Origin of the sequence: Microcoleus sp. B3-D2, assembly GCF_036705345.1 — a bacterium.
Classification (GTDB): domain Bacteria; phylum Cyanobacteriota; class Cyanobacteriia; order Cyanobacteriales; family Microcoleaceae; genus Microcoleus.
The window spans coordinates 123,518-146,990 of record NZ_JAUBUG010000004.1; the positions used below are offsets into that span (position 1 = coordinate 123,518).

The 23,473-nt window shown below is 45.8% G+C and carries 22 protein-coding genes; 13 read left to right on the plus strand and 9 right to left on the minus strand.

Translation table 11 applies throughout. The features are described 5' to 3' along the window. The first annotated feature begins 7 nt into the window (after positions 1-7). From QUB14_RS03010 to QUB14_RS03035, 6 genes are all read left to right on the plus strand, one after another. Positions 8-244, plus strand: a complete 237-nt coding sequence (locus tag QUB14_RS03010) for a NifU family protein (protein ID WP_006632519.1) — start codon at positions 8-10, stop codon at positions 242-244. A 208-nt stretch (positions 245-452) separates the two neighbouring features. Beyond that, the gene (locus tag QUB14_RS03015) at positions 453-2,699 is read left to right on the plus strand and encodes a glycoside hydrolase (RefSeq protein WP_333214920.1); all 2,247 of its coding nucleotides are present in this window, start codon (positions 453-455) and stop codon (positions 2,697-2,699) included. Between the two features lie 364 nt (positions 2,700-3,063). Then, the gene (locus QUB14_RS03020) at positions 3,064-5,631 is read left to right on the plus strand and encodes a PAS domain S-box protein (RefSeq protein ID WP_333214918.1); all 2,568 of its coding nucleotides are present in this window, start codon (positions 3,064-3,066) and stop codon (positions 5,629-5,631) included. Between the two features lie 359 nt (positions 5,632-5,990). Further along, positions 5,991-6,383, plus strand: coding sequence for a response regulator (locus QUB14_RS03025; protein ID WP_006632522.1), 393 nt, complete (start codon positions 5,991-5,993; stop codon positions 6,381-6,383). Positions 6,384-6,846: 463 nt separating this feature from the next. After that, the gene (locus QUB14_RS03030) at positions 6,847-7,065 is read left to right on the plus strand and encodes a hypothetical protein (protein WP_333214916.1); all 219 of its coding nucleotides are present in this window, start codon (positions 6,847-6,849) and stop codon (positions 7,063-7,065) included. A gap of 106 nt (positions 7,066-7,171) precedes the next feature. Continuing rightward, on the plus strand, positions 7,172-7,387 hold the full coding sequence (locus tag QUB14_RS03035; RefSeq protein WP_333214914.1) for a hypothetical protein: 216 nt from the start codon (positions 7,172-7,174) through the stop codon (positions 7,385-7,387). A 192-nt stretch (positions 7,388-7,579) separates the two neighbouring features. On the opposite strand, the gene QUB14_RS03040 is transcribed toward QUB14_RS03035, so the two are convergent. Continuing rightward, positions 7,580-7,723, minus strand: coding sequence for a chlorophyll a/b-binding protein (locus tag QUB14_RS03040; protein ID WP_006632525.1), 144 nt, complete (start codon positions 7,721-7,723; stop codon positions 7,580-7,582). A gap of 630 nt (positions 7,724-8,353) precedes the next feature. Here QUB14_RS03040 and QUB14_RS28690 point away from each other — a divergent pair. The 4 genes from QUB14_RS28690 (at position 8,354) to QUB14_RS03055 (ending at position 11,304) form a co-directional block, all read left to right on the plus strand. Then, a complete protein-coding gene (locus QUB14_RS28690; protein ID WP_445251813.1) occupies positions 8,354-8,590 on the plus strand; it encodes an HNH endonuclease in 237 nt (78 codons plus the stop codon). Positions 8,591-8,701: 111 nt separating this feature from the next. After that, positions 8,702-9,898 carry a ribonuclease III gene (gene rnc / locus QUB14_RS03045; RefSeq protein ID WP_333214912.1) on the plus strand — a complete coding sequence of 399 codons (1,197 nt, stop codon included), beginning with the start codon at positions 8,702-8,704 and terminating at the stop codon, positions 9,896-9,898. Positions 9,899-9,945: 47 nt separating this feature from the next. Then, positions 9,946-10,656 carry a ribonuclease III gene (rnc, locus tag QUB14_RS03050; RefSeq protein ID WP_333214910.1) on the plus strand — a complete coding sequence of 237 codons (711 nt, stop codon included), beginning with the start codon at positions 9,946-9,948 and terminating at the stop codon, positions 10,654-10,656. A gap of 219 nt (positions 10,657-10,875) precedes the next feature. Next, positions 10,876-11,304, plus strand: coding sequence for a DUF1824 family protein (locus QUB14_RS03055; RefSeq protein WP_333214908.1), 429 nt, complete (start codon positions 10,876-10,878; stop codon positions 11,302-11,304). 133 nt (positions 11,305-11,437) lie between these two features. Here QUB14_RS03055 and glgA read toward each other — a convergent pair whose 3' ends face one another. The 6 genes from glgA to QUB14_RS03085 all read right to left on the minus strand — a co-directional run bounded on the left by glgA (position 11,438) and on the right by QUB14_RS03085 (position 17,789). After that, the gene (glgA, locus tag QUB14_RS03060) at positions 11,438-12,865 is read right to left on the minus strand and encodes a glycogen synthase GlgA (RefSeq protein ID WP_333214905.1); all 1,428 of its coding nucleotides are present in this window, start codon (positions 12,863-12,865) and stop codon (positions 11,438-11,440) included. A gap of 41 nt (positions 12,866-12,906) precedes the next feature. After that, positions 12,907-13,077 (minus strand): hypothetical protein, encoded by a 171-nt coding sequence (locus tag QUB14_RS03065; RefSeq protein ID WP_333214903.1) that lies wholly within the window; start codon positions 13,075-13,077, stop codon positions 12,907-12,909. Between the two features lie 357 nt (positions 13,078-13,434). Next, positions 13,435-14,259 carry a trypsin-like peptidase domain-containing protein gene (locus QUB14_RS03070; RefSeq protein WP_333214901.1) on the minus strand — a complete coding sequence of 275 codons (825 nt, stop codon included), beginning with the start codon at positions 14,257-14,259 and terminating at the stop codon, positions 13,435-13,437. Between the two features lie 357 nt (positions 14,260-14,616). Then, entirely contained in the window at positions 14,617-15,588 is a 972-nt protein-coding gene (hemC, locus tag QUB14_RS03075; RefSeq protein WP_190655545.1) for a hydroxymethylbilane synthase, read from the minus strand. 467 nt (positions 15,589-16,055) lie between these two features. Beyond that, positions 16,056-17,081, minus strand: coding sequence for a hypothetical protein (locus QUB14_RS03080; RefSeq protein WP_333214899.1), 1,026 nt, complete (start codon positions 17,079-17,081; stop codon positions 16,056-16,058). A 147-nt stretch (positions 17,082-17,228) separates the two neighbouring features. Continuing rightward, the gene (locus QUB14_RS03085) at positions 17,229-17,789 is read right to left on the minus strand and encodes a hypothetical protein (protein WP_333214897.1); all 561 of its coding nucleotides are present in this window, start codon (positions 17,787-17,789) and stop codon (positions 17,229-17,231) included. 190 nt (positions 17,790-17,979) lie between these two features. On the opposite strand from QUB14_RS03085, the gene QUB14_RS03090 reads away from it, so the two are divergent. Both QUB14_RS03090 and QUB14_RS03095 read left to right on the plus strand, forming a co-directional pair. Further along, positions 17,980-19,065, plus strand: coding sequence for an RNA ligase (locus QUB14_RS03090; protein ID WP_333214895.1), 1,086 nt, complete (start codon positions 17,980-17,982; stop codon positions 19,063-19,065). Positions 19,066-19,185: 120 nt separating this feature from the next. Then, the gene (locus QUB14_RS03095) at positions 19,186-20,061 is read left to right on the plus strand and encodes a phosphatase domain-containing protein (RefSeq protein ID WP_333297070.1); all 876 of its coding nucleotides are present in this window, start codon (positions 19,186-19,188) and stop codon (positions 20,059-20,061) included. Positions 20,062-20,177: 116 nt separating this feature from the next. On the opposite strand, the gene QUB14_RS03100 is transcribed toward QUB14_RS03095, so the two are convergent. Together QUB14_RS03100 and QUB14_RS03105 are read right to left on the minus strand one after the other, a co-directional pair. Continuing rightward, positions 20,178-21,713, minus strand: coding sequence for a mercuric reductase (locus QUB14_RS03100; protein ID WP_333214891.1), 1,536 nt, complete (start codon positions 21,711-21,713; stop codon positions 20,178-20,180). A 16-nt stretch (positions 21,714-21,729) separates the two neighbouring features. After that, positions 21,730-22,461, minus strand: coding sequence for a TVP38/TMEM64 family protein (locus QUB14_RS03105; protein WP_333214889.1), 732 nt, complete (start codon positions 22,459-22,461; stop codon positions 21,730-21,732). Between the two features lie 78 nt (positions 22,462-22,539). Between QUB14_RS03105 and QUB14_RS03110 the strand changes: the two genes are divergently transcribed. After that, positions 22,540-23,473 (plus strand): isochorismatase (locus QUB14_RS03110; protein WP_333214887.1); only part of this gene is annotated, 934 nt, incomplete at its 3' end.

Genomic DNA, 23,473 nt, shown 5'->3' on the forward strand with positions numbered 1-23,473 from the left:
GCGAAATATGACACTAGCACTAACCAGAGATAACGTCGAAACAGTTCTCGATGAAATGCGCCCCTACCTGATATCCGACGGTGGCAACGTCGAACTCGTAGAAATTGACGGCCCAGTGGTACACCTGAGACTGCAAGGAGCTTGTGGCTCTTGCCCGAGTTCCACAATGACTCTGAGAATGGGCATTGAACGTCGCCTGCGCGAGGCTATCCCAGAAATTGCCGAAGTCGAACAGGTAATGTAATTAGTCAGTGGGCAATTGGCAGTTGGCAGTTGACTGTTGACGTTTGACAGTTGACTGTTGACTGTTACCAATTACCAGTTGACGGTTGACAGTTGACAGTTGACTGTTGACTGTTACCAATTACCAACATTTAATTGCCAATTACCAATTACCAAATTTAATTACCAATTACCAATTACCAATTACCAATTACCAATTACGAAATTCAATGTCTCACCCCCTTTATGTAGCCTTCATTTGGCACCAACACCAACCGCTCTACAAATCCCGAGTATCAGGTAGCGCAGGAGCAGCCCAGTACCGACTGCCTTGGGTGCGCTTGCACGGAGTCAAAGACTACTTGGATTTAGTGCTAATGCTGGCAAAATATCCAAACCTGCATCAAACCGTAAACCTGGTTCCCTCCTTGATTTTGCAGATAGAAGACTGCATCGCAGACAGAGCATTAGACCCTTACTTGGCGGTGACATTAAAGCCAACAGAAACTTTAAATATCGAAGAACAAGAGTTTATTTTAGAACACTTCTTTGACGCCAATTACCACACCCTGATTCAGCCACACCCCCGCTACGCTAAACTCTACACTCAGCGGCAGGAAAAAGGCATTCAGTGGTGTTTGGAAAACTGGAAATTGCAGGATTTTAGCGACTTGCTGGCCTGGCACAATTTAGCTTGGATTGACCCGCTGTTTTGGGACGACCCCGAGATTGCAGGGTGGCTGAAACAAGGACAAAATTTTAGTTTTGTAGACAGAAAAAACATCTACTCAAAACAAAAAGAAATCCTCGCTCGCATCATTCCCCAGCACCGTAAAATGCAAGCTGAGGGACAGTTGGAAGTCTCCACAACCCCCTACACCCACCCGATTTTACCGCTGCTTGCCGACACCAACGGCGGCCGCATAGCCATTCCAAACATGACCCTGCCACAACACAGGTTTCAGTGGGAAGAAGATATTCCCCGACACCTGAGAAAAGCCTGGGAAATGTATGAAGATCGGTTTGATTGCCAACCGCGCGGTTTGTGGCCGTCGGAACAAGCAGTCAGCCCGGAAATTTTGCCCTATATTGCCAAACAAGGCTTTAAATGGATAGTCTCGGACGAAGCAGTATTGGGGTGGACAATTAAACACTTTTTCAACCGCGACGCGACAGGGAATGTCTACGAACCAGAATTCTTATATCGTCCTTACCGTTTAGAAACTCCTGACGGCGATTTAGCTATAGTATTTAGAGACCACAGATTGTCCGACTTGATCGGGTTTACCTACGGTTCTATGGAACCGGAAAAAGCAGCATCAGATTTAGTGGGACACTTAGAAGCGATCGGCAGAACTCTCAAACACCGACAGTCCGACGGCCAAACCGCTTTAGAAAATCCCTGGTTAGTTACGATCGCCCTAGACGGCGAAAATTGCTGGGAATTCTATCCCCAAGACGGCAAACCGTTCTTAGAATCCCTCTATCAAACTCTCAGCGACAATCCAGATATCAAATTAGTCACAGTCTCAGAATTTCTCGACAAATTCCCAGCAACCGAAACAATTCCCGCAGCCCAACTGCACACCGGTTCCTGGGTGGACGGTTCTCTGACCACTTGGATCGGCGATCCGGCGAAAAATCGCGCTTGGGACTTGTTAGGGCCCGCCAGACAAATGCTGGCAAACCATCCAGAGGCGACAGAAGAAAGCAACCCAGAAGCTTGGGAAGCGCTTTACGCTGCCGAAGGTTCCGACTGGTTCTGGTGGTTTGGCGAAGGCCACACGTCGAACCAAGATGCCATGTTCGACCAGCTATTTCGCGAACACGTAGCGGGAATTTACGAAGCTCTCGGCGAGCCCGTACCCCCGGAAGTGCGACGGCAAGTAGAGGTGCACGAGGTTCAAGGCGACCACCTGCCGCTGAGCTTTATTCACCCGGTGATTGACGGTATCGGCAACGAACAGGATTGGGACAAAGCCGGCCGGATTGAAGTTGGGGGAGCAAGGGGTACCATGCACCGGAGTTCGGCAATTCAGCGCCTTTGGTACGGGGTTGACCACTTGAATTTTTACATTCGTGCCGACTTCAAGGCAGGGGTGCGGCCGGGAATTGATTGCCCTCCAGAGTTAAATTTGTTCTGGTTTTATCCCGATCGCACGATGAAAAACAGTCTGATTCCGCTGTCTGGTTTGCCTGACCAAGCACCGCTAAACTATCGATTCCACCATCAGTTAGAGATTAATTTGCTCACGAAATCGATTGCGTTTCACGAAGCAGGAGAGGGCGATGAGTGGCAGCCCCGCCTCAGCAGGGCTCAAGTGGGAGTGGATAAATGTTTGGAGGTAGCAGTGCCCTGGGCGGATTTGCAGATTATGCCCGACTGGCAGATGAGGCTGATTGCGGTTTTATCGGAAGGGGAGCGTTACTCTACCTGTATGCCGGAAGATGCTTTAATTGAGATCGGAATGCCGTAAAAAGTCATTAGTCATCAGTCTTTAGTCATTAGTCTGTAGGGGCGGGTTTAACAAACAAAATAGAACAGCAAACCCAAATACATATAAACCCGCCCCCCTCACTGAATTAGTCAACAGTCATCAGTCATTTTTTGAAGGAACAAACAATTAAATAATTATCAAATTTTATTGCATAGAGGCTTCTACTCTGGCTGCCTAATGCCTTGATACTTTCGATATCGTCCGGTCGATATAGGGCTATAAAATTTGTTTGTAGTGAGGACTTCAGTCCTCATAAACAAGAGGACTGAAGTCCTCACTACAAACCGTATAATGGTTAATTTACCGTACATCATATCATTAGTCATGGGAAATTAACACACTAATGAGCCGCATTTTACTCTTGGTCGATCGCCACCAACAACCTAATTTGCCGATCGCCCACCTCAACACCGAGCATGAGGTGATCGCACTCGATCGCGGTTTAGATCCAAACTCCGAATTTCCCTTTCCCCAAATCGCTTTTGACTTGTGCATTCTCGACGAGGCAAATTTCGATCGCATTGGGCCGCTGGTAGAATCATTGAAAGCTGCCGCCGAGCCGATCTTTTTACCGTTCTTGCTTGTTAGTAAATCCCAAACGCCTGCTCTTTTTGAGCAACCATTTTCGCAGCAGGCAAAACAACTCGATCGCAGAATAGACGATTTGATAGTAAGTCCCGTAGAACCCACCCAACTGCACTTGCGGGTAGAGAATTTGTTGGCCCGCAGGCGGCTGTCGCTAGAACTCCACAGACTTCAGGAAGTAATTAAAGAAAGAACTTTTACAGAAAGTTTGTTAAAGGACTCGCTGCAAGCGACAAACGAAAACCTGCAACGGGAAATCGCCAAGCGGGCGGAGCTAGAAACTGCACTGCGAGAAAACTCCTATCTTGACTCGCTGATCAATGCCATGCCAGATATTGTCTGCTTCAAAGATGGCGAGGGCAGGTGGCAGGAGGCAAATCAAGCCCTATTGGAAGTGTTCGAGCTAGAAAAGATAGACTACCGCGGCCTCAAAGATTCTCAGCTAGGAGAACTCAGCATTTTTTACCGCGAGGCGCTACAGGCGTGCGAGGTGAGCGATCGAGAAGCGTGGGAAAAAGGTACCCTTTCTAGGGGGGAAGAAGTGATTCCCCGCTCAAACGGTACTGTGAAAATCTACGATGTGATTAAAGTACCTGTATTTCACCCCGACGGCAGACGCAAAAGTATAGTGATTTTGGGTCGGGACATTACCGAACACAAGCAAACTAGAGACGAACTCGTGCGCTTGGCGTCGATTGTAGAGTCTTCCGACGACGGCATCGTAGGCAAAACCCTCGCCGGGACAATTCAGAGCTGGAACGCAGGAGCCGAGAAGATTTACGGCTACTGTGCCGCGGAAATCAAGGGGCAGTCGATCGAGATTTTAGCCATACCCGAACGCCCCAAGGAAATGCCTCAAATATTGGAAAATATTAGGGCGGGAGCCAGCATCGACCATTACGAAACCGTGCACTTGCGGAAAGACGGTCAACAGATAGATGTGTCCCTGACGATTTCTCCGATTAAAGACGCCACTGGAGCGGTAACGGGGGTTTCGACAATCTCTCGCGACATCAGCGACAGCAAGCGAGTCGAAAAAGCCTTTGAACAACTCCGCCACCAAACAGAAATGATTTTGTTCTCCGCAGGAGAAGGAATTTGCGGGTTGAACAAAGAGGGAAAAGTAACTTTTGTCAATCCTGCGGCGGTGAGAATGGCTGGGTGCGAATCGAAGCAATTGATCGATCGACCACTTTATGAAAGCTTACACCGTGCACAGGAAGAATGCTCAAAGGCGATCAAGCAACTCTCACCTGCAACAGACATCAATTCAGGGTCTGAACTTGTCCCACACTGCGCCGCACAGCAGGCGGGCAAACTGCTGCCGAACCGGGTAAGTTCTCAAATTTTAGCCACCTTGGAAGACGGAGAGGCGCGGCGCGTCACCGATGAGATTTTTTGGCGGCGAGACGGCAGCAGTTTTCCGGTTGAGTACGTTGTCGCTCCGATGCGAGAAGAAGGCGAAATTATTGGAGCTGTAGTGACTTTTAAAGATATCACGGAGCGGCTTGCCGTCGAGCGCATGAAAGATGAATTCATCTCTGTTGTCAGCCACGAACTGCGGACGCCCATGACTTCGATTCACGGCGCCCTCGGCCTCCTCAACAGCGGCCTGCTTGACGCTTACCCCCAGAAAGCCAAGCGGATGCTGGAGATTGCTGTCACTAACACTGACCGTTTGGTGCGCTTGGTCAACGACATCCTAGATTTAGAGCGGATGGAGTCAAGTTACAGCACTGCCGTCAAACAAACTTGCAATGTGGCTGAGCTGATGTTGCAGGCGGCTGACGAGATGCAGGGAATGGCTCAGCAGGCGGGAGTTACTCTGTCGGTGAAGCCTGTGGGGGCGCAATTGCAAGCTGTTCCAGATCGGCTAATTCAAGCCTTGACAAATTTACTCAGTAATGCTATAAAATTTTCTCCTTCCGGCGCTACGGTTTGGCTGAGCGGGGAGTTGACCCACAATCTGGATTTGGCAGAAAAAGCAGGGCACAAGTCGGTGTCGTCTCCGTCTTTGTTGTCTCCTGACTCTGCCACCGCGCCTCCGCACTTGCTAGTTCCGAGCTCGTGGTACATCGTGATTGCTGTGAAAGACCAAGGGCGGGGTATTCCGCCAGACAAACTGGAGATGGTCTTTGAACGCTTTCAACAGGTTGATGCTTCTGATTCTCGCCAGAAGGGAGGTACTGGTTTGGGGCTGGCTATTTGTCGCAGTATCGTGCAGCAGCACGGGGGGCGGATGTGGGTGGAGAGCGTTTTGGGGGAGGGCAGCACTTTTTTCTTAAGTCTGCCACTTCTCAGGGAGGGGCTTGCAACTGAAAGTTAATTTCTACCCAGGTGTACCCAAAGTTACTGATTTTGTGCAGATTGTTCGATCGAGTCATCGACAAACAATCTCAGCCTTTTCTGCAGTTTGGGGACAGCAGGCAAAAAGCGCGATTTGAGGTCGAAAAGCGGCTTTTTTTGGGTGGGATATTTTACAGCAACCGCGCCAGACGGTTAGGATGTTCTTAGTTGAAATCCTAGGGCTCGATTGCAACTTCGGTCTTCCTTCTTCCTTCTTTCTTCAACATCTGCTATACAGTTTTGAAAATTTACTGTAAAGTCCGATCAGGTAAAATAATTTGCTTTACAAAATATTCACATTTCGCCTCTAATCTGTGATCAGTTCTCATTCCTAAAAAAATGTTAATTTTGACTGCCAAGCGCATCTTGGTTATTGACGATGCGGAAGATATTCGGGAAGTAGCTCAAGTTAGTCTTGAGGTGGTGGGGGGCTGGGAAGTCCTGACAGCGAGTTCGGGCCGCGAGGGGGTTGCTAAGGCTCTTGCCGAACAGCCTGATGCTATTCTATTGGACGTGATGATGCCCGACCAAGACGGGCCTACTACTTTTCTACAGTTACAAGCTAATAAGGCTACGCAGCACATTCCGGTAATTTTATTGACAGCTAAGGCTCTGGCTGGGGACAGGCGGATGTTCGCGGATTTGGGGGTGGTGAGCGTGATTGCTAAGCCTTTTGAACCGATGTTTTTGGCGGCTCAGGTCGCTGAGGCTTTGGGCTGGGAGCAAGAATAGATCGATCGCGCGCATTGAATTGTGCAGCTTTTCAACCAGTAGTTTTGCAGGCAAAGAGAGTTAAAAAAACTTGGTTTCTTTGGTATGGCGCCGAGCGATCGAATCGGGTCGATCGGACAGGATATATGTAGCGACTTAGGCGCCGTACCTTTCGTCCTGTCAGCTTAAGACTAAAAACATCAGTCCGGTATCAGTTTCAACCTTGTCGGTCTTGGGGTGAAATTGACACCAATTAGGAATGTCTAAGTCCCTATGGGTAGTGCCTTCATTTAACCGAATTCGACCTCAGCCATGAACTGAATATTCCTGTAGATTTCTCGGACAAATATAAGCTGGCAGGAGTATTTTACTTTTTGTGACAAGCCACTCGTCTTCATAAGTTCTTCAGGTTTTAGTTTTAAGTTAAAACAGAACGTCAGGGATCGCTCCTGACTGTTGGCAGACACCTTGGGAGAAGACGACTATGCCCTCAGCTTACATTTTGCTACTAATAGTTTCTCTGGCAGCAGTCTGGATTTACTGGCAAACCTCTCAAGATATTTTTGTTCTTGTGGCTTGGGCCGGACTGGGTTGTTTTATTTGGGGTTTCTCTTGGGATCCTTGGAGCGTTCAGCTTCTGATTGTTGTGTTGCTGTTGGGACTCCAAAAGTTCTACTTGCGAGACGCTCAAAGTTGTGAGTGAAAGAGATTTTTTATTGTTGCGTCTGAAGTTGAGATGCGCCGGCATTGGTCAATCTTTGTAATGATTCGGTTATCGCTGCATTATCTGAAAGAAGGTTTAAAATATCATGAATAGTTGCCCTTGTTGCTCCTCTAAATTACTCCGCCACGCTCGCCACAATCGCGTTTATTGGTTCTGCTCGCACTGCTGGCAAGAAATGCCGGATCTGTCGGAGATGATTTTAGGTAATAACAGTGCGGGGGTTCACAAACGAGACGCTTTGGTAAAGCTTCCTGGTTTGACTCCTAAATTGAGAATGTTGGATTCAGTAGGAATTGCTTAGTTTGCTGGAGTTAGTCTCGCGATAAATATGGAGACAGAAAAGATTTTTGATTGTGCCATCTGTTGGATTGTTTGAGAGAAAATGCAAAAGCCCCCTTCCGTGTGAAGTGAAGGGGACTTATTAGCGGGGGGCTTTTGCACTTGTGAAGGGGTCGATCGCCTGAATTTCAGCTCTTGTATGCAGTTAAGCTGATTACATCAAACCGATTTGAGAGAGAATGCCTTGACCGGTGAGGAATTCGGTAGCTAAGCCGATAACGAAGCCCAACATTGCCAAACGGCCGTTCCAGGTTTCAGCGAACTCAGTAAAGCCCAACTTTGCGTCTTTGTTTTCCATGACCAGAAACCTCGTTTAATTTCAACCTTATGTAACTAAACTTAACACAGCAATAGAAAGTTTGCAACATATTTTTACATTTACTGTTCAAATGCCGGAGATAAGCGGGATGGGCCCGCAGGGATAGGAGATCGCAGAGGGGAGAGATTGACATCGAGCTTGGCTGTCTGCTAGGCTTGAGCGAAATCATTGGTTCATCAAAATTCCAGTGCCGAGCGTGGGCTGCTGTCTCACCTATCGTATATGTATATTTTTTTACATATATGCTTCAATATGTGATTAGTAAATAACATTGCTAAGTATTTATCTAAATATCTATTGCAGTTGTCTATTAATCTCATATAGATGTATACATATAAGAATATTTACATATACGGTAGATGAGACATCAGCTCACACCTAGCGTCACCTTAAAAGTGTTTGCTTAGTGTGAGTTGTTCTCATTTATGAATTTTCCGACAGAAAGTTATCGATATAAGATAAGTAAATTAGAAGTAGCATTAATCCCTACTTTTAAATCTTATTTGTTTGGGAATATTCATCTCTTGCCAATCCCTAAGCAACATTCCTTATGTGCTGGATAACTGATGTTTCAATGCTGTTGTAAACAACAAGCAAAAGGAAACCGAAATGAATCCAAAGCAGAAGCATAACAAGAAGCAAAAGCTTATCGATGATTATGGTCATAACTGTTGGTGGTGCGGTAAATGTCTCCCAGGAAATCAACTGACTATCGAACACTTGCGCCCCAGAAGCCGCGGTGGCTCTGACAGTCTAGAAAACCTACGACTTGCTTGTCTTTCATGCAACCAGTCTCGCGGAAACAGTCTCTACCCTCCAAACTGGCTAAGGGGTAATTGTCTATAGGTAACATCTCAATTCACAAACCCGGTTTATTTGAAAAACCGGGTTTGACCCGGAAATAAAAAACCATAATCTACCATAAGCGATCGAGAGAAGGAAATAACAAAAATGGCTATGAACAATAACGAACGAGTTGGCAATGCTTTAAAATTTCTCTGTCAGAGATTGTACCCTTATGTGGAACAGCAAATGCAAGCATTTTACGGCGAGCGCTGGCTGGCCAAGGCTCAAGATTGCTTGGTCAATAATAAAATCCCCAAAAGAAAAATAATAGAGAATATTCTGCGTGAAGATGTTTTAACCCTGTTATCAGTCATGTCAAAGCAGTGGGATAATGTCTTCAAAAAGCATCTAACTCCTTTTGAAAATGCTCTAGTGATTGAACTTATAGAAGTCCGCAATAATTGGGCGCACAATTCCTCATTTTCCAGTGAAGACACCTATCGCGCTCTCGGCAGTATTGCCAAACTACTTAAAGCTATATCTGCCTCAGATGCAGATATTAAAGAATTAGAAAAGCAAAAACAAGATGTCATGCGACTTCTTGCTCAAGAGCAAACTCGTCACGAAACTAGAAGTTCTTCTGCTGAAGAATCTCGCTTTAGAGCAAGTTTAGCAGAATTACTAGAAACACTCAATTTTCAGGATGCTTCTTTGTTAAACCAGGCACTTACTCACCGATCATTTCTTTTTGAAAATCCGAAAGAAGTAAGTGAAGACAACGAGCTACTAGAGTTTCTTGGTGATGCCTTGTTAACTTTCCTGAGCGCTGAGTATCTCTATCGTGATTATTCAAATAAAAGTGAGGGTGAACTGACTTGCATACGTTCGGCGTTAGTAGATAAGGCACAGTTAGCGAAGTTTGCCATCGAGTTAGACATGGGCAAATGGATGCGGTTAAGCAAAGGTGAAGTAACAAGTGGAGGAAGAACAAAGAACACGCTGCTTAGTAATACTTTTGAAGCTGTTATCGGCGCGTACTTTCTCGATTCTGGTATTGAGGCTGTCCGTGAGTTTGTAGAGCCACTGTTTACTTCAGTAGTTGAAAACTTCTTGTCTCTTACGCCTGATATCGATTCCAAACACCTTGTAGATTCAAAAAATCGCTTTCAGGAATGGGTACATCGCAATATCGGGTCAATTCCACCTCAATACATCACAATTAATGAGGCTGGCCCTAGTCATGCTAAAGAATTTACTGTTGAACTGCGCGTGAATGATAAGCTGTACGGTCAAGCTACAGCTAGCAGTAAAAAAGACGCTGAAAAGCTTGCTGCTGAAGCTGCACTCAAAAAAATAGAGCGAATGTAAAGACTTTTTCCCTACAATTGATTTGCTGAATAACTAAACAAACACAAATGCCAAAACTTCCAAAATTTCCAAAAATTCCAAAATTTAAAAATGAATCACTTCTAAGTCGCGCGCTCACTCACCGTTCCTACGTCAACGAACACCCAGAAGCAGGCGAACACAACGAGCGACTAGAATTCCTCGGCGACGCCCTGCTAGGTTATCTAGTTGGCGAAATCTTGTACAAGCGCTATGAAGATTTTAGCGAGGCTCAATTAACTCGCTTGCGTTCTGGATTAGTCGATCAGGAGCAGCTAGCAAAGTTTGCTGAGCAACTAGGTATAGGCAAGTTAATGCGCCTGGGAAAAGGAGCTGAAAAAGATAAAGGTCGCCAAAATCCCTCTTTGCTTTGCGATACTTTTGAAGCGATTATTGGTGCGTACTATCTCGACTCAACCATTACATCTGTCCGCGCCTTTGTTCAAAAGCTATTTATTCCAGTTGCTGATACTATGATTTACCCTCAGTCCGATGCTGGGCAAAAAAACCTTGTAGACTCTAAAAATCGATTTCAGGAGTGGGCTCTGGCAAAATTCGGTCAAAACCCCGAATATTCAATCATTGACGAGGAAGGCCCTGATCATGCCAAAGAGTTTACTGCTCAAGTGTATGTCAGCGGTAAAATGTACGGTGTTGGCCGGGGTCGCCGTAAACAAGATGCTGAGAAAAATGCGGCCGAAGATGCGCTAGCAAAGCTGAAAAAACGCGGACTGATCTAAACTTGAAAACCCGGGTAAAAACTACTAGCTTTTTTGTGCGATGCGGCAGTTGGCGAAGCCCTCGAAGACGATCGCCCGAATTGAGGGCCAGAGCACACAATGGGCTATAATCAGGACTTGTGCAAGTGTTACCGCCGTCGATTGAGGGTTGCAATGACAAAAATTCGTTGACGAGTGCCCGATTGTCGATCGTAATTTTGGGAAATATCAGAGCCATTCATGTCTACTAACAACCCGACTACCCTAACTGTTGAAGAAGCACAGCAAATCCTCAAAGATTTCACTTGTCTGGATATGCAATCTGTAGCATCGCCACTGGAAAAAAAGGCACTCCGTCAAGCGATTTTGCTGGTAGCAAGTTTGTCGGATTATCAAATGTTGGGAGTGTGCGCTTCTTCGACGGATGAGGGATTTTTAGCTTTAGAAGCTTATTTAAAAGCTTTGGGATATCAAGCTGTTTTAGATCCCAATGCTGTCTCGACCTTTGCTGGTTCGGTTTATATTAAGTTCAATACTTTGAAGGGTTCGTATTATGTTGACGGCTATCCCGGAACTTACCGGGGCGTTTTGGTGTCGTGCCAATCTTCCTCAGAAGGTGGAGTTAGCGGAACTTACGGTCATTTACCTCTCGATTTATTTGTTGATTAATTTGTCAGTAGTCAGTCGATCGATTAAATTGAATTAAACACCGACTGATGCACCTTACTAAGCTGTAAGCTGTGTCAGCCGATCGCCCTTCGATTCATTTGAATCAAACACCGACTGACGCACCTTACTAAAATTAACCCTTGCCAACGCTCAATTCCGGCTCTTGTTGCGGTGCGGTTTCTTCGGGTGGCAGTCCCAAAATATCGCTGTACAAGTTGATGTATTTCCGGGCCGAAATATCCCAGCTAAAATCTTCTCTCATGCCGCGCTGTTGCAGTTCTCTCCACTTATCTTTGTAGCGGAAACCTTCCCAAGTTCTGATCATGCAGGTGAACAAATCGAGGGGTTCGTAGCGATCGAAACAGTAACCTGTACCAGTATTGTCGATCGGGTTGTTATGAGAAACGGTATCGACTAAACCGCCGGTGCGGCGAACCATTGGCACGCACCCGTAGCGGAGGGCGAGCATTTGGCTAATGCCGCAGGGCTCGAAACGGCTGGGCATCAGGAAGCTGTCGCAGCCTGCGTAAACGCGCCGGGAGAGGGCCTCGTTGTAAAGTAGTTGGGTGGACATCCGGCCGGGATAGCGGGCTGTCATTTGCCAGAGTTGGGTTTCGTAGTAGCGATCGCCCGTTCCGAGTACAATAAATTGAGCGTCGGTATAGGCCATGAACAGATCGAGCATTTGAATTATCAAATCCAATCCCTTCTGTTCTACCAGCCGCGTCACCATGCCGATCAAAAAAGCATTTTTATTCACTTCCAAGCCGACTTCTTCTTGCAGCGCAATTTTATTAGCGGGGCGCTTTTCAATAGTATCAACACTAAATTGTTGATGGAGGTACTTGTCAGTTGCTGGGTTGTAAGATTCTGTATCAATTCCGTTCAAAATGCCCGATACTTTACCGCCGAGGTAAGACAGCAAACCTTCCAAAGTTTCCCCATAAGCTGGGGTTTTGATTTGTTCGGCGTAAGTCGGGGAAACTGTATTTACTCGATCGGCAAACTGTACTGCAGCAGCCATTGTATTGTGACCTTGCATATACCAAGGACACCAAGTCATCTGCTCCAAACGCCAGCGCCACGGCCCTTGATAAGCTAAATTGTGAATAGTAAAAACTGTGCTGATATCAGGATCGTGGCTCATCCAAACAGGTATCATCCCCGTATGCCAGTCGTGACAGTGGATAATTTGGGGCTTCCAATGATTCCAGGCAAATTCAGCCGCAGCATTGGCAAAGAAAGTGAACCTCCAATCTTCATCTAAACCGCCGTAAACGCGGCGCGGCAAGAAAGATGGATGTTGCATTAAGTATAAAGGTACATCGGTTCCCGGCAAAACACTTTCAAAGACCGAGAAGCTTTGGAACATGGCCGCCCCCTCCCAAACAGGTTTTTTGGGAACATCCATTTTGTCGGGGATGAAACCGTAGTAGGGCATGAAGATGCGGACATCGTGTCCCATGCGCCGCAAAAATTTAGGCAAAGCGCCGACGACATCGCCCATACCGCCAACTTTGGCGAGGGGTGCTGCTTCGGCGGATACAAATAAAATACGCATTATTTTTTTGTGTTCCTTGAAATTGTTAGTCTAGATTAAGTTTAAATGGCGAGCGACACAATATTAACGCGCCGTCCAAAAACAAGTATAAATCTGAGTTGCTGTAGCGATCGCAGTTTATTCAAGAATGCGATCGCCCTTTTTCCATCCACGTCGCTGTGCGGTGAAAAAAAGAGCAATCGCCCGTACTCTCCTCCCGCGAGAATTTTCACGATCTAATCAAATTTATCTGTCACTTTCTGAGGGACGGTAAACATCAAAAATTGTATGCAGTCTGCTCACCTTTACGCATTAGTAAAACTGCACGCAAAGCCATCAGTATGTAATTAAGGAAATAGCGATCGCCTTTTTCATCCCCTCTGAGAAAAAGAGCGATCCTCTTCCAGGGCTTCGCCAACGCCCGAATCACATATTACGGACAACGGGAGCATCTCAATGAAAGCAGCCAAGCTAGAAATTGCAGTTTTGAGGCAGGAGAGAGGAGACAGGAGACAGGAGGAAAGAAGAAGAAGGAAGGAGCCACAAGAAGTGTTTTTACAAATATGAGATGCTCTCCGGATAACTCCCGACTAATTCTGAGAATTGTCCTCAAAAGTCTCCTCAAATCCCGCTAGAAAATCATCCAAAGCTTCAGAGGCGATCGCCAAATTAATATTATCAGCATCTTCCCATCCCCACGTATTCACCCCAACCACTTGACCTGCCATATTAATCAGCGGCCCGCCAGAATTGCCCGGATTAATCGCCGCATCAGTTTGCAACACCTTCACCTCAGCAACATCATCTTCGTCGTCGCCTTCTTCATATTCCTCGGGTTCGCGAATTGCACTCACAATACCTTGAGTTACAGTTGAAGCAAACTGCCCCAAAGGATTGCCCACAGCAATTACTCTATCTCCCACTTTCACATCAAAAGACAACTCTAGGGGAGGATATTCTTGGGGAGAATCCACTTGTTCCCCTGTTTTCGGGTCGAAGGTAAAATCGCTAATTAAGAGTAATGCTAAATCTTCTTCAGCATTACCAGTAAACACCACCTCTGCCAATCTCAATTTTCCGTCGTGAGTTTCGACTAAAACCTGTTCGATTTCATCTTCTTCATAGAAGTAATCTTGATCGGCAATATCTTCTACAACGTGATAGTTCGTGACAATTATGTCCGGCGATACAAAGAACCCGCTTCCCGAAGAAATCTCTTCTTCTGTATCCCAATCCATGACGTAAATTGACACTACCGACGGCAAGACTTGCTCGACTACATCCGACAAATTGCCTGCTTGAGTTTTGAACTCTTTCACTTGCTTCTGCAAAGCTTGTTGGTCGGCCTGCATTTTGCTATACAGTTGCTGAACCTTTTTCAATTCCAGCTTTAATTGAATTTCTCTAGCGCTCATATTGGGCTTTTACCTGAAATAAATTGCTGATTAATTTTGGATGTTTGATTGTAGATTGTGGATGGGTAGGTTAAGAATTATACGACTTACGAAAAAAAACCGGTTTTTACCATAAATCTTGGGCTATACAGCGAGACTTACATCAGAAACCGGGTTGCTTAACACCCGTGCGGAGGGTCCTAAATTAGTCAGATATTTTTGAAATCTATCGCGCAAGTCTTACCTAAAATCCCATCAAAAATCTACAACCAGACTGCTACTCTACCTGTTTTGCCAAAGCAAACCGCCTGTTATTTTTATTTTACAAAAGGCGATATATCACGTCTAAAAGCATTGACAAAGAGATGCGGATCGGTTTTAGGAACCGCGCTGAACTTGGACAAATATTTCCTCCAAAATTGCACTAGCACCCTGTTGGCGCAGTCGGTGAGCGAGGTCAATCCCCAGCATTTCCGCAGTCTCGGCGGCGCCGGAAACAGTATCTTTGACGAACCGCTTGCCGTCGAGACTCGATACCATTCCGGTTAAGGTTAATTGACCGTTTTCTATTTTGGTATTGACGCCGATCGGCACTTGACAGCCACCTTCTAATTCCCGCAGAAATGCGCGTTCGGCATAACATCTTTGGGCAGTTTCCGAGTGTTCGAGAGCTTTAATCACGGCCATGATTTCTGTATCTCCAGCGCGGCATTCGATGCCCAAAGCACCTTGTCCGACGGCGTGAAGGGAGATATCAGCAGGGATAATTTGGTGGATGCGATCGCCCATTCCCAATCTTTCCAATCCGGCAACTGCTAAAATAATCGCGTCGTAACCGCCCTCATCTAATTTAGCGAGTCTAGTATTGAGATTGCCGCGAATATCTTTAAATTCAAAATGGGGGAAATGGTGCCGCAGTTGAGCTAGCCGCCGCAGGGAAGAAGTGCCGATTACTGCACCTTCTGGGAGGGTGTCGAGTTGCTTGTCTTTGTGCTTGGAGTGAACTACCAAGGCGTCAGCGGGATTTTCCCGTTCGGTGACGCATCCTAAAATTAAACCTTCGGGCAAATTGGTAGGCAAATCTTTGAGGGAATGAACGGCAAAGTCCGTTTCATTGTTAATCATCCCCGTTTCTAATTCTTTGGTGAAAAGTCCTTTATCGCCAATTTTAGCGAGGGCGACATCAAGAATTATGTCCCCTTGGGTTGACATGGTGTGGACTTCAAAAGTGTGTTCCGGGAAGTGTTTCTGTAGCTGTTCTTGCACCCAGTGCGTTTGCACGAGAGCGAGTTGGCTTTTGCGGGAACCGATGCGAACGGTTCGGGAAGGGGCAGATGTGGTTGGGGACATAAGATCGCTCGGAGGATAGCTTGAAATCAGCCAATATATTCACCTGATCTAGCGTACCGCAGGTGGGGACTTTAATTGCTGGTTGGGACAATTCGGGCGATAAAATAGAAATACCAGATTTTGACCGCCAGTAGCAGTGAGCCTTGATGATGTTTCCCATCCAGCATTGCCCGTCGCTGGCGCGGGGGCTATCGACATTCCGAAGCAAAGGCGGCCGGCGATGTAAGATTTACCTAGGGTCGAGCCGGATGAACCTGGTTGGGATGAGGAGTTAGCTCAGCTGCAGCGAGAAAGAATTAGCTCAAAGGTTGCGGGATTTGGGGAGATAAATTTAGTTGCGAGGGGAAAAGGGCGATCGGATTTATTTGTAGCAGCTTCGGTGACCAAAGGGCGATTCCCTACTCTTCAGGAACCGCTGCGGGAAGATAGCTTCGCTGGCGCGTACCTTTTCCATTTCTAACCAAAATTTAACGCTGTCCTGCTTGAAGTGCAGAATTTGCTATCTGGACAACTTCTTGCTGGCGTGCGTTTTTCCTTGTGACTCGGTATAACACCCCCAGCCTTTGCCACTCAACAAAAGCAGTGCAGTAAGCACCGCAATTATTGAAATAAATCCCCCTGATGCCGCCGGCCAATTCAATGCTTCTGTAAGTATCCTGCGGTAATTGCGAAGGAGGCGAAAACGGTTCATTTCTTTTAGCTTCGATGGTGCCGAAATAACAGGCTCCGGCGCGGCATCCTTTGCCTAAATACATTTCCACAATGTAACCGTGGGAACCTGCTTGCACGTCAAAATCAATTTGCTGAGTGTTAGATAAAGGAAGTATGCTCGGAAGAAAAACAGGCACTCGCGTTTTGCCTTTGATTTGCTTAGAAATGTTACTCGCAGGAAAAATACTGTTAGCTTGGTTTGCTGACTTATCGGGGATTGGGGGAAACTTTTGCACAAAATCCCTCCACTGCACAACTCTATTTTTAGCAATGTTAAAAGTTGGAATCGAATATTTCTCTACCGCAAAAGAAGGGCGACCGTTTTTCAGGTTGAAGTGGCGGCGAATCACTGTAATTTCTGGTTTCCCTAAGCCGTAAGCTGGAGCTATGGAACGGGCGAGATTGCAGCTAATTTTGAAGCGTCCCATCTCAATACTGCCATTTTCCGCTTGATAAGACCAATTATAACCTTCAGAAGCACGATCGCGATCGCACAGAAAATGAGAAATCTCAAACATCTTGGCAATATGAACATCGTACAACCGCAACTTGCGGCTGCCGGCAGATTTTGCAGTGTTGCGATCTGGCACAATAAACTGTATCGGTTGCCAGCTATCTTCAGGGGAATAATTAAACCAGCGGATTTCTGTAATCGGGAGTTCAGTCCTTGCTAACGCTGAGTTTGGTGCCAAAGGTGCGTGAAGCGAAGCTATCCCGAAGGGAATCGTAAAAGCAGTCACCACACAAGCAAAAATCGCCGCAAATAGCCATCTTCCCCTCATCCTGATTTCCCCCTAAGTAGGTCAGCGCAAAAAAAACAATAGCATCTTGTAAGGGGCGAGTGCGAGTTAAGATATATCATACAATAACGGTAAGGTGCGCCCTTACGCACCCTACATATAGAAGTTGTGCCTCCCAGACTGCCAAACTTAACGCTTCCCAGCTTGAATAGCAGAATTTCCTATTAAAATTAAATCAGATTCTCGTCCGTTCTTAATGGCTACGGTATACATAAAACCCTGAGTCTTCCACTCAAGAGTTGCTGTGCAGTAAGCCCCGCAACCGTTATGAAAAACTCCTTTCACTCCGCCCGCAAGCTTGACATTTTTTAACGTCTTAGTTACCCCTTCTAGTTTTGTAGTAAACTCCCCGCCTTTTTGACCTTGAATTGACCCAAAAGTGCAAACAGTCGTACCGCCGCAATCTCGTTTATACTCGATTGAAATACTATAGCTGTTTGCTTGTGCTGTAGTTGGATAGTACATTTTTTGCGGAACCGGAATCCTGCTGGGAATAAAAATAGGCACTTGCGTTTTGCCTTTTAACTTTGGCAAAATTTCCTTTACCGGAAACGCAGTGCCTCCTTGAGCAATTTGTGTTGTTCCCGATGGTCGGAGCGACAATTGCGAGGCTCCAAAAACAACCGATGGAGGTACTAAAGCAGTCAATACACAAGCAGAAGTCGCCAAAATTAATAATTTCTTTTTCACGGTCTTTTCCCTCAATATTCAAAAAGTTTAGTTGGGCGGCGAAGCGCATTCACCTATGTACAACCATAATTCAAACTACCCAATTAACACTCGCTTTTCCGGGAAAAAGAGTTTTTGACTATCTTGACAAGCTTGCCAGAATATGAAGTCATATATAATATAGAGAAGGCGAGCAATTTAGGAGTCGATCGTGGAACTGCAAGAGTATTTGCGCCAGCACGGATTGGAAACTTTGTCCGAAACTTATCATATCAAAGTTACCCGCCACCGCCAATATCCCGATTTAGTCTGTCTGAAATACTCGCAGATAGAATCTCCCCTGGGCGAAAAAATAGTCCAGCAGTGCCGAGGCATTATTTTAGATTCATCTCAAAATTGGCAGATAGTTTCTTATCCCTACGACAAATTTTTTAATTACGGAGAAATTCACGCGGCTGCAATTGATTGGAGTCATGCCAAAGTTTATGAAAAACTAGACGGTTCTCTGACTGTACTGTATTTTTACAAAGGAGAATGGAGAGTGCAATCTAGCGGCACTCCCGACGCCGCCGGCGAAGTTAATGGTTTTGGGTTCAGCTTTGCGGAACTTTTTTGGAAAGTCTGGCAAGAATTGCGATATCAATTGCCACAAGAAACCGACCAGTGTTTTATATTTGAGTTGATGACGCCTTACAATAGAATAGTTGTCCAGCAACAAAACAATCAAATCGTGCTGCACGGGGTTCGCAACACTCAAACGCTGGTAGAAACAGACCCGAGTCTTTGGGCCAATAAATATGGCTGGGAATTGGTCGCTTCCTATCCTTTAACTAGCTGGAAAGAAGTTATCGAAGCGGCTCAACATTTAGATCCGATGGATTCGGAAGGGTATATTATCTGCGACGCTAACTTCAACAGAGTTAAAGTTAAGTCTCCGCAATATGTCGCGATTTACCCTCTCCGTGAAGGGTTTTCGACCCGCCGCCTGATAGAAATTGTTTTAACTAATGAAGGAGAAGAGTTTTTAGCTTATTTTCCTGAGTGGAGTGAGTTGTATCAAAAAGTTAAAGACAAATATCAATCTTTGGTTGAAGAAATCGAGGAAGCTTACCGACAGCACGAACATATCGAACTTCAGAAAGATTTTGCATTAGCTGTGAAAGATTTGCCGTATTCCGGCATTTTGTTTTCTTTGCGGGCCCGAAGAGTTGCGGGAGTGAAAGAAGCTCTCCGTGATGTTACAATCCATAAAATAGAGGAGCTATTGGGTTTAGATTACATCCATCTAGGTTTGTAGAAGAAGAAGGAAGTTCGGCAACGGATTCGCAAGGGCGGATTTAACGTATTTAACGGATGTCAGGAATCAGGAAGAGGGAAGAAGGAATATTAATGCCCTATGCCCTATGCCCTATGCCCTATGCCCAATTACCAATTACCAATTACCATGAAAAGAGTTATTGTACTTGTCGGTTTACCCGCTTCTGGAAAATCTCAGTTTGCTAGGGAATTGCTGCTGTCTGAACCTGGAAAGTGGGTGCGTAGCAATAAAGATTTGCTCAGAGAAATGGCTCACGCTTCTCATTGGTCGCCGGCGAATGAAAAGTTTATTTTGCAGTTGAGAGATACGATTATTTTGATGGCTTTGGAAAGCGGCAAGCACGTCATTGTTGATGATACTAATTTCGGACCTCACATCGAGCATATCAAACAGTTGGTTAAAGGTAAAGCCATTGTCGAAGTTAATGATTCTTTCCTGCAAGTTCCGGTTGAAGAATGTATTAAACGGGATTTGAAAAGGCTTAATTCGGTGGGCAAAGAGGTGATCGTGAAGATGTACAATAACTACGTGCGGGTTCCCGTTGGGCCGCCAGAATATAACCCGAATTTGCCGGATGCAATTATTGTTGATATGGACGGTACGCTGGCACTTCTCAACGGCAGAAATCCTTTTGATGCTTCGACGTGCGATCGCGATTTGCCCAATCAGCCCGTCTTAGATACCGTTCGCAAGTGGCAGTCCAGCGCCCGTATTATAGTAGTGTCGGGCAGGACGGATGACTGTCAGCCTCAAACTGAAAAATGGTTGCAGCAGTACGAGGTTAATTATGCCAGTCTTTATATGCGGAAAACCGGAGATATGAGGAAGGATTCGATTATTAAAGAGGAGTTCTATCGGCGACATATTGAAGGAAAATATAATGTTAAGTTTGTGTTGGACGATCGCCAGCAAGTTGTTGATATGTGGCGGTCGTTGGGAATGACTGTATTTCAAGTAGATGAAGGGGATTTTTGAAATACCAAAATTGTCTCAAATTATCCCAAATGCGGTTAATGAACGGGTTACGGGTAGGGACACGGCATTGCCGTGTCCTACAGATATCGCGTGCGATCGACCGGATTTGATATTATTTATCGCGTCCAAGCCAGCCATTTATTAAACAAATTCTTCACAAAGGGAGTCAAACGAGTGCGATTGTAAGCATCTCCGGCTTTGCGAATTGCCTCAGCTTGTGTCGGATACGGTTGAATTGTGCTAGCAATCTTTCCCAAACCAATATTGTTAACCATTGCCAAAGTAATCTGGCCGATCATATCCCCAGCGTGTCGCGCTACAATAGTTGCACCTAATATTTTATCGCTGCCTTTTTTGACGTGAATTTTCACAAATCCTTCCTCTTCGCCGTCAATAATTGCCCGATCGACTTTATCGAAAGGAATCAAAAACGTATCGATATCAATCCCTGCGGCTTGCAACTCGCGATCGCCCAATCCGACGCGCGCAATTTCCGGGTTTGTGTAAGTACACCAAGGTATCGTCAAAGCGCTGAGTTTTTTGCGTCCGAAAAATAGAGTGTTTTGAATTACCATCCTTGCGGCAAAATCAGCAGCGTGAGTAAATTTATGTTTCATGCAAATATCGCCGGCGGCATAAATGCGGGGATTAGTAGTTTGCAAATAATCGTTGACAAAGACGCCTGTTTGTGTATCGTATTCGACACCGACCGCCTCCAGATTCAATCCTTCGACGTTGGGCGATCGCCCTGTACTCACAATAATTTCATCTACTGTTACGGATGCTTCCTGACCTTGACATTTATAATAAATTACTTTGCCTGGATTTGTTTTCTCAACGCGCTCTATTTGGGATTCTAGTATTAGTTGAATTTCTTCGCGTACAAAAGCCTGCTGCACGATTTTAGCAGCATCCGCATCTTCTTTGTCTAAAATCTGAGCATTTTTGTGCAGCAATACGACTTCCGAACCCAGCCTGCGGAATGCTTGAGCCAATTCGCAGCCGATCGGCCCTGCGCCAATTACTGCCAAACGCTGAGGTCTTTCTGTGAGGTTAAAGACAGTTTCATTTGTCAGATATCCAGCTTCCTGCAAGCCGGGAATTTGCGGTTGTAGCGCCCTTGCACCTGTGGCAATTACTGCTTTTTTAAACCCGAGAGTTTGACCTGCAACTTCTACTGTATTATTGCTAGTAAAACGACCAGAACCTAAAAAAACATCAACTCCTAATTTGTGCTGGTAGCGTTCAACAGAATCAACATCGCTGATTCCCGCCCTGATGCGGCGCAGCCGTTCCATCACAGCGGCAAAATCCACTTCTACACTGTCAGAAACATTAACACCAAATTTACTTGCTTCCGAGATATCGCCGACAATACGAGACGATCGAATTAAAGCTTTTGAGGGTACGCAACCGACATTCAAACAGTCGCCGCCCATCAAATGTTTTTCAATTAAAGCAACTTTCGCGCCCAAACCTGCGGCACCCGCAGCCACAATTAATCCGGCGGTGCCAGCACCAATTACTACTAAATTATAAGAACTAGCCGGCTGCGGATTTACCCAATCGGGCGGATGCAAATAGGAGACTAATTTCTGGTTGTGTTCGTCCATCGGGGGGACAGTTACGCGATCGACTTTTGACTGCGACATTGGCAAATCCTGCTAATTAAATACTTTCTTCCAAAGCTTTGCTAGCTATCCTAGTGAGAAAAACAGTTACAGCAACAGTAGCCAGAAAACCGAGGATATTGAGCGACCATTTTGCTGCTTCTGTTTGGGGATTTGTTGACTGACAAAACGCGCCGATAGTCGCAATATTTCCCACCAAAGAACCGGAGTAAACGTACATGATTGTACCCGGTATCATGCCCAAGGAACCCAGCACGTAATCTTTCAAAGAAACCTGAGTAATTCCCAGAGCGTAATTCAATAAATTGAAAGGAAATAAAGGACAAAGACGAGTCAAAAAAACTATTTTTAATCCTTGTTGGGAAACTGCGCGATCGAGAGCTTTAAACTTGGGGTGAGATTCCATATATTTTACCACGCGATCGCGGCACAAATAGCGCCCGATCGCAAAAGCAAATACAGCACCTAAAGTGGACGCCGCAAAAACGTAAACAGAACCCCACCACAAACCGAAAATCGCCCCCCCTCCCAGCGTCAGTACCGAACCCGGTACAAACAGCACAGTAGCCAAGTTGTAAATAGCTACAAAAGCCACTGGTCCCCACCAGCCTAAATCTTCGATCTGCATTAACAGACTTCTCAAAACCTCTTGAACGTAAGCAGATCTAGTTGCTACAATTAAGAGAGCGAGCAAAAGTGCGAGCGAAAAAAACAACACTATGCGTTTAAATTTTACCCTAGCATAATCTTGGATTCGTTCTTTGGCCATGATTCACCCGCAAATATTTATCAGCATTATACTCCAAACTTAAATTATTACTGTAAACTACCCTATAAGCGATAGGTCATGAAACCAAAAGCCCAACTCCCAATCCCCGAACATTTCGACCAGAAAAAAGTAGGCGAAGTCTGGCGGGTTCCCTACGGAGAACGCGCCGCCCAAGCGAAAGATTGGGCAAAACAGCACAGCATCCAGCCAGCCGCAAGGGACACAAACCGCATTTGTTTGCTGATAATCGATGCCCAAAATACCTTTTGCTTGCCCGAATTTGAACTATTTGTAGGCGGGCGTTCCGGTAGCGGTGCAGTTGATGACAACCTGCGGCTGTGCGAATTCATCTATCGCAATTTAAATGCAATTACAACCATTGCGCCGACAATGGACACCCACACCGCCATGCAAATTTTTCATCCAATCTTTTGGATCGACGAAGCAGGCGAACACCCCCTACCAGCCGCCAGTTCTATTACACTCGAAGATGTCCAAAAAGGCATTTGGAAAGTCAATCCAGCCGTCGCCCACAGCATCAGCGGCGCCAATTTTTCAGCACTGGAAAAACAAGCTTGCTACTACGTCAAAAAACTCAGCGACGATGGGAAATATCCCCTGATAATTTGGCCCTATCACTCGATGCTGGGCGGCATCGGACACGCGCTGGTTTCTGCGGTGGAAGAAGCAGTATTTTTTCATACTATAGCCCGCAACAGCCAAGCACTTTTTGAAATCAAAGGCGCGAATCCACTGACAGAAAACTATTCGGTTTTGCGGCCAGAAGTTTTAGATGGATTCGACGGCAATCCGATTGCGGAAAAGAATGCTAAGTTTATTGACAAATTGCTCGATTTTGATGCAGTAATTATTGCAGGACAAGCCAAAAGTCACTGCGTTGCTTGGACAATTGATGATTTGTTAACGGAAAGTTTGGCGCGAGATCCGAATTTGGCAAAGAAGGTTTATTTGCTGGAAGATTGCACTTCGCCTGTGGTTGTTCCGGGTGTTG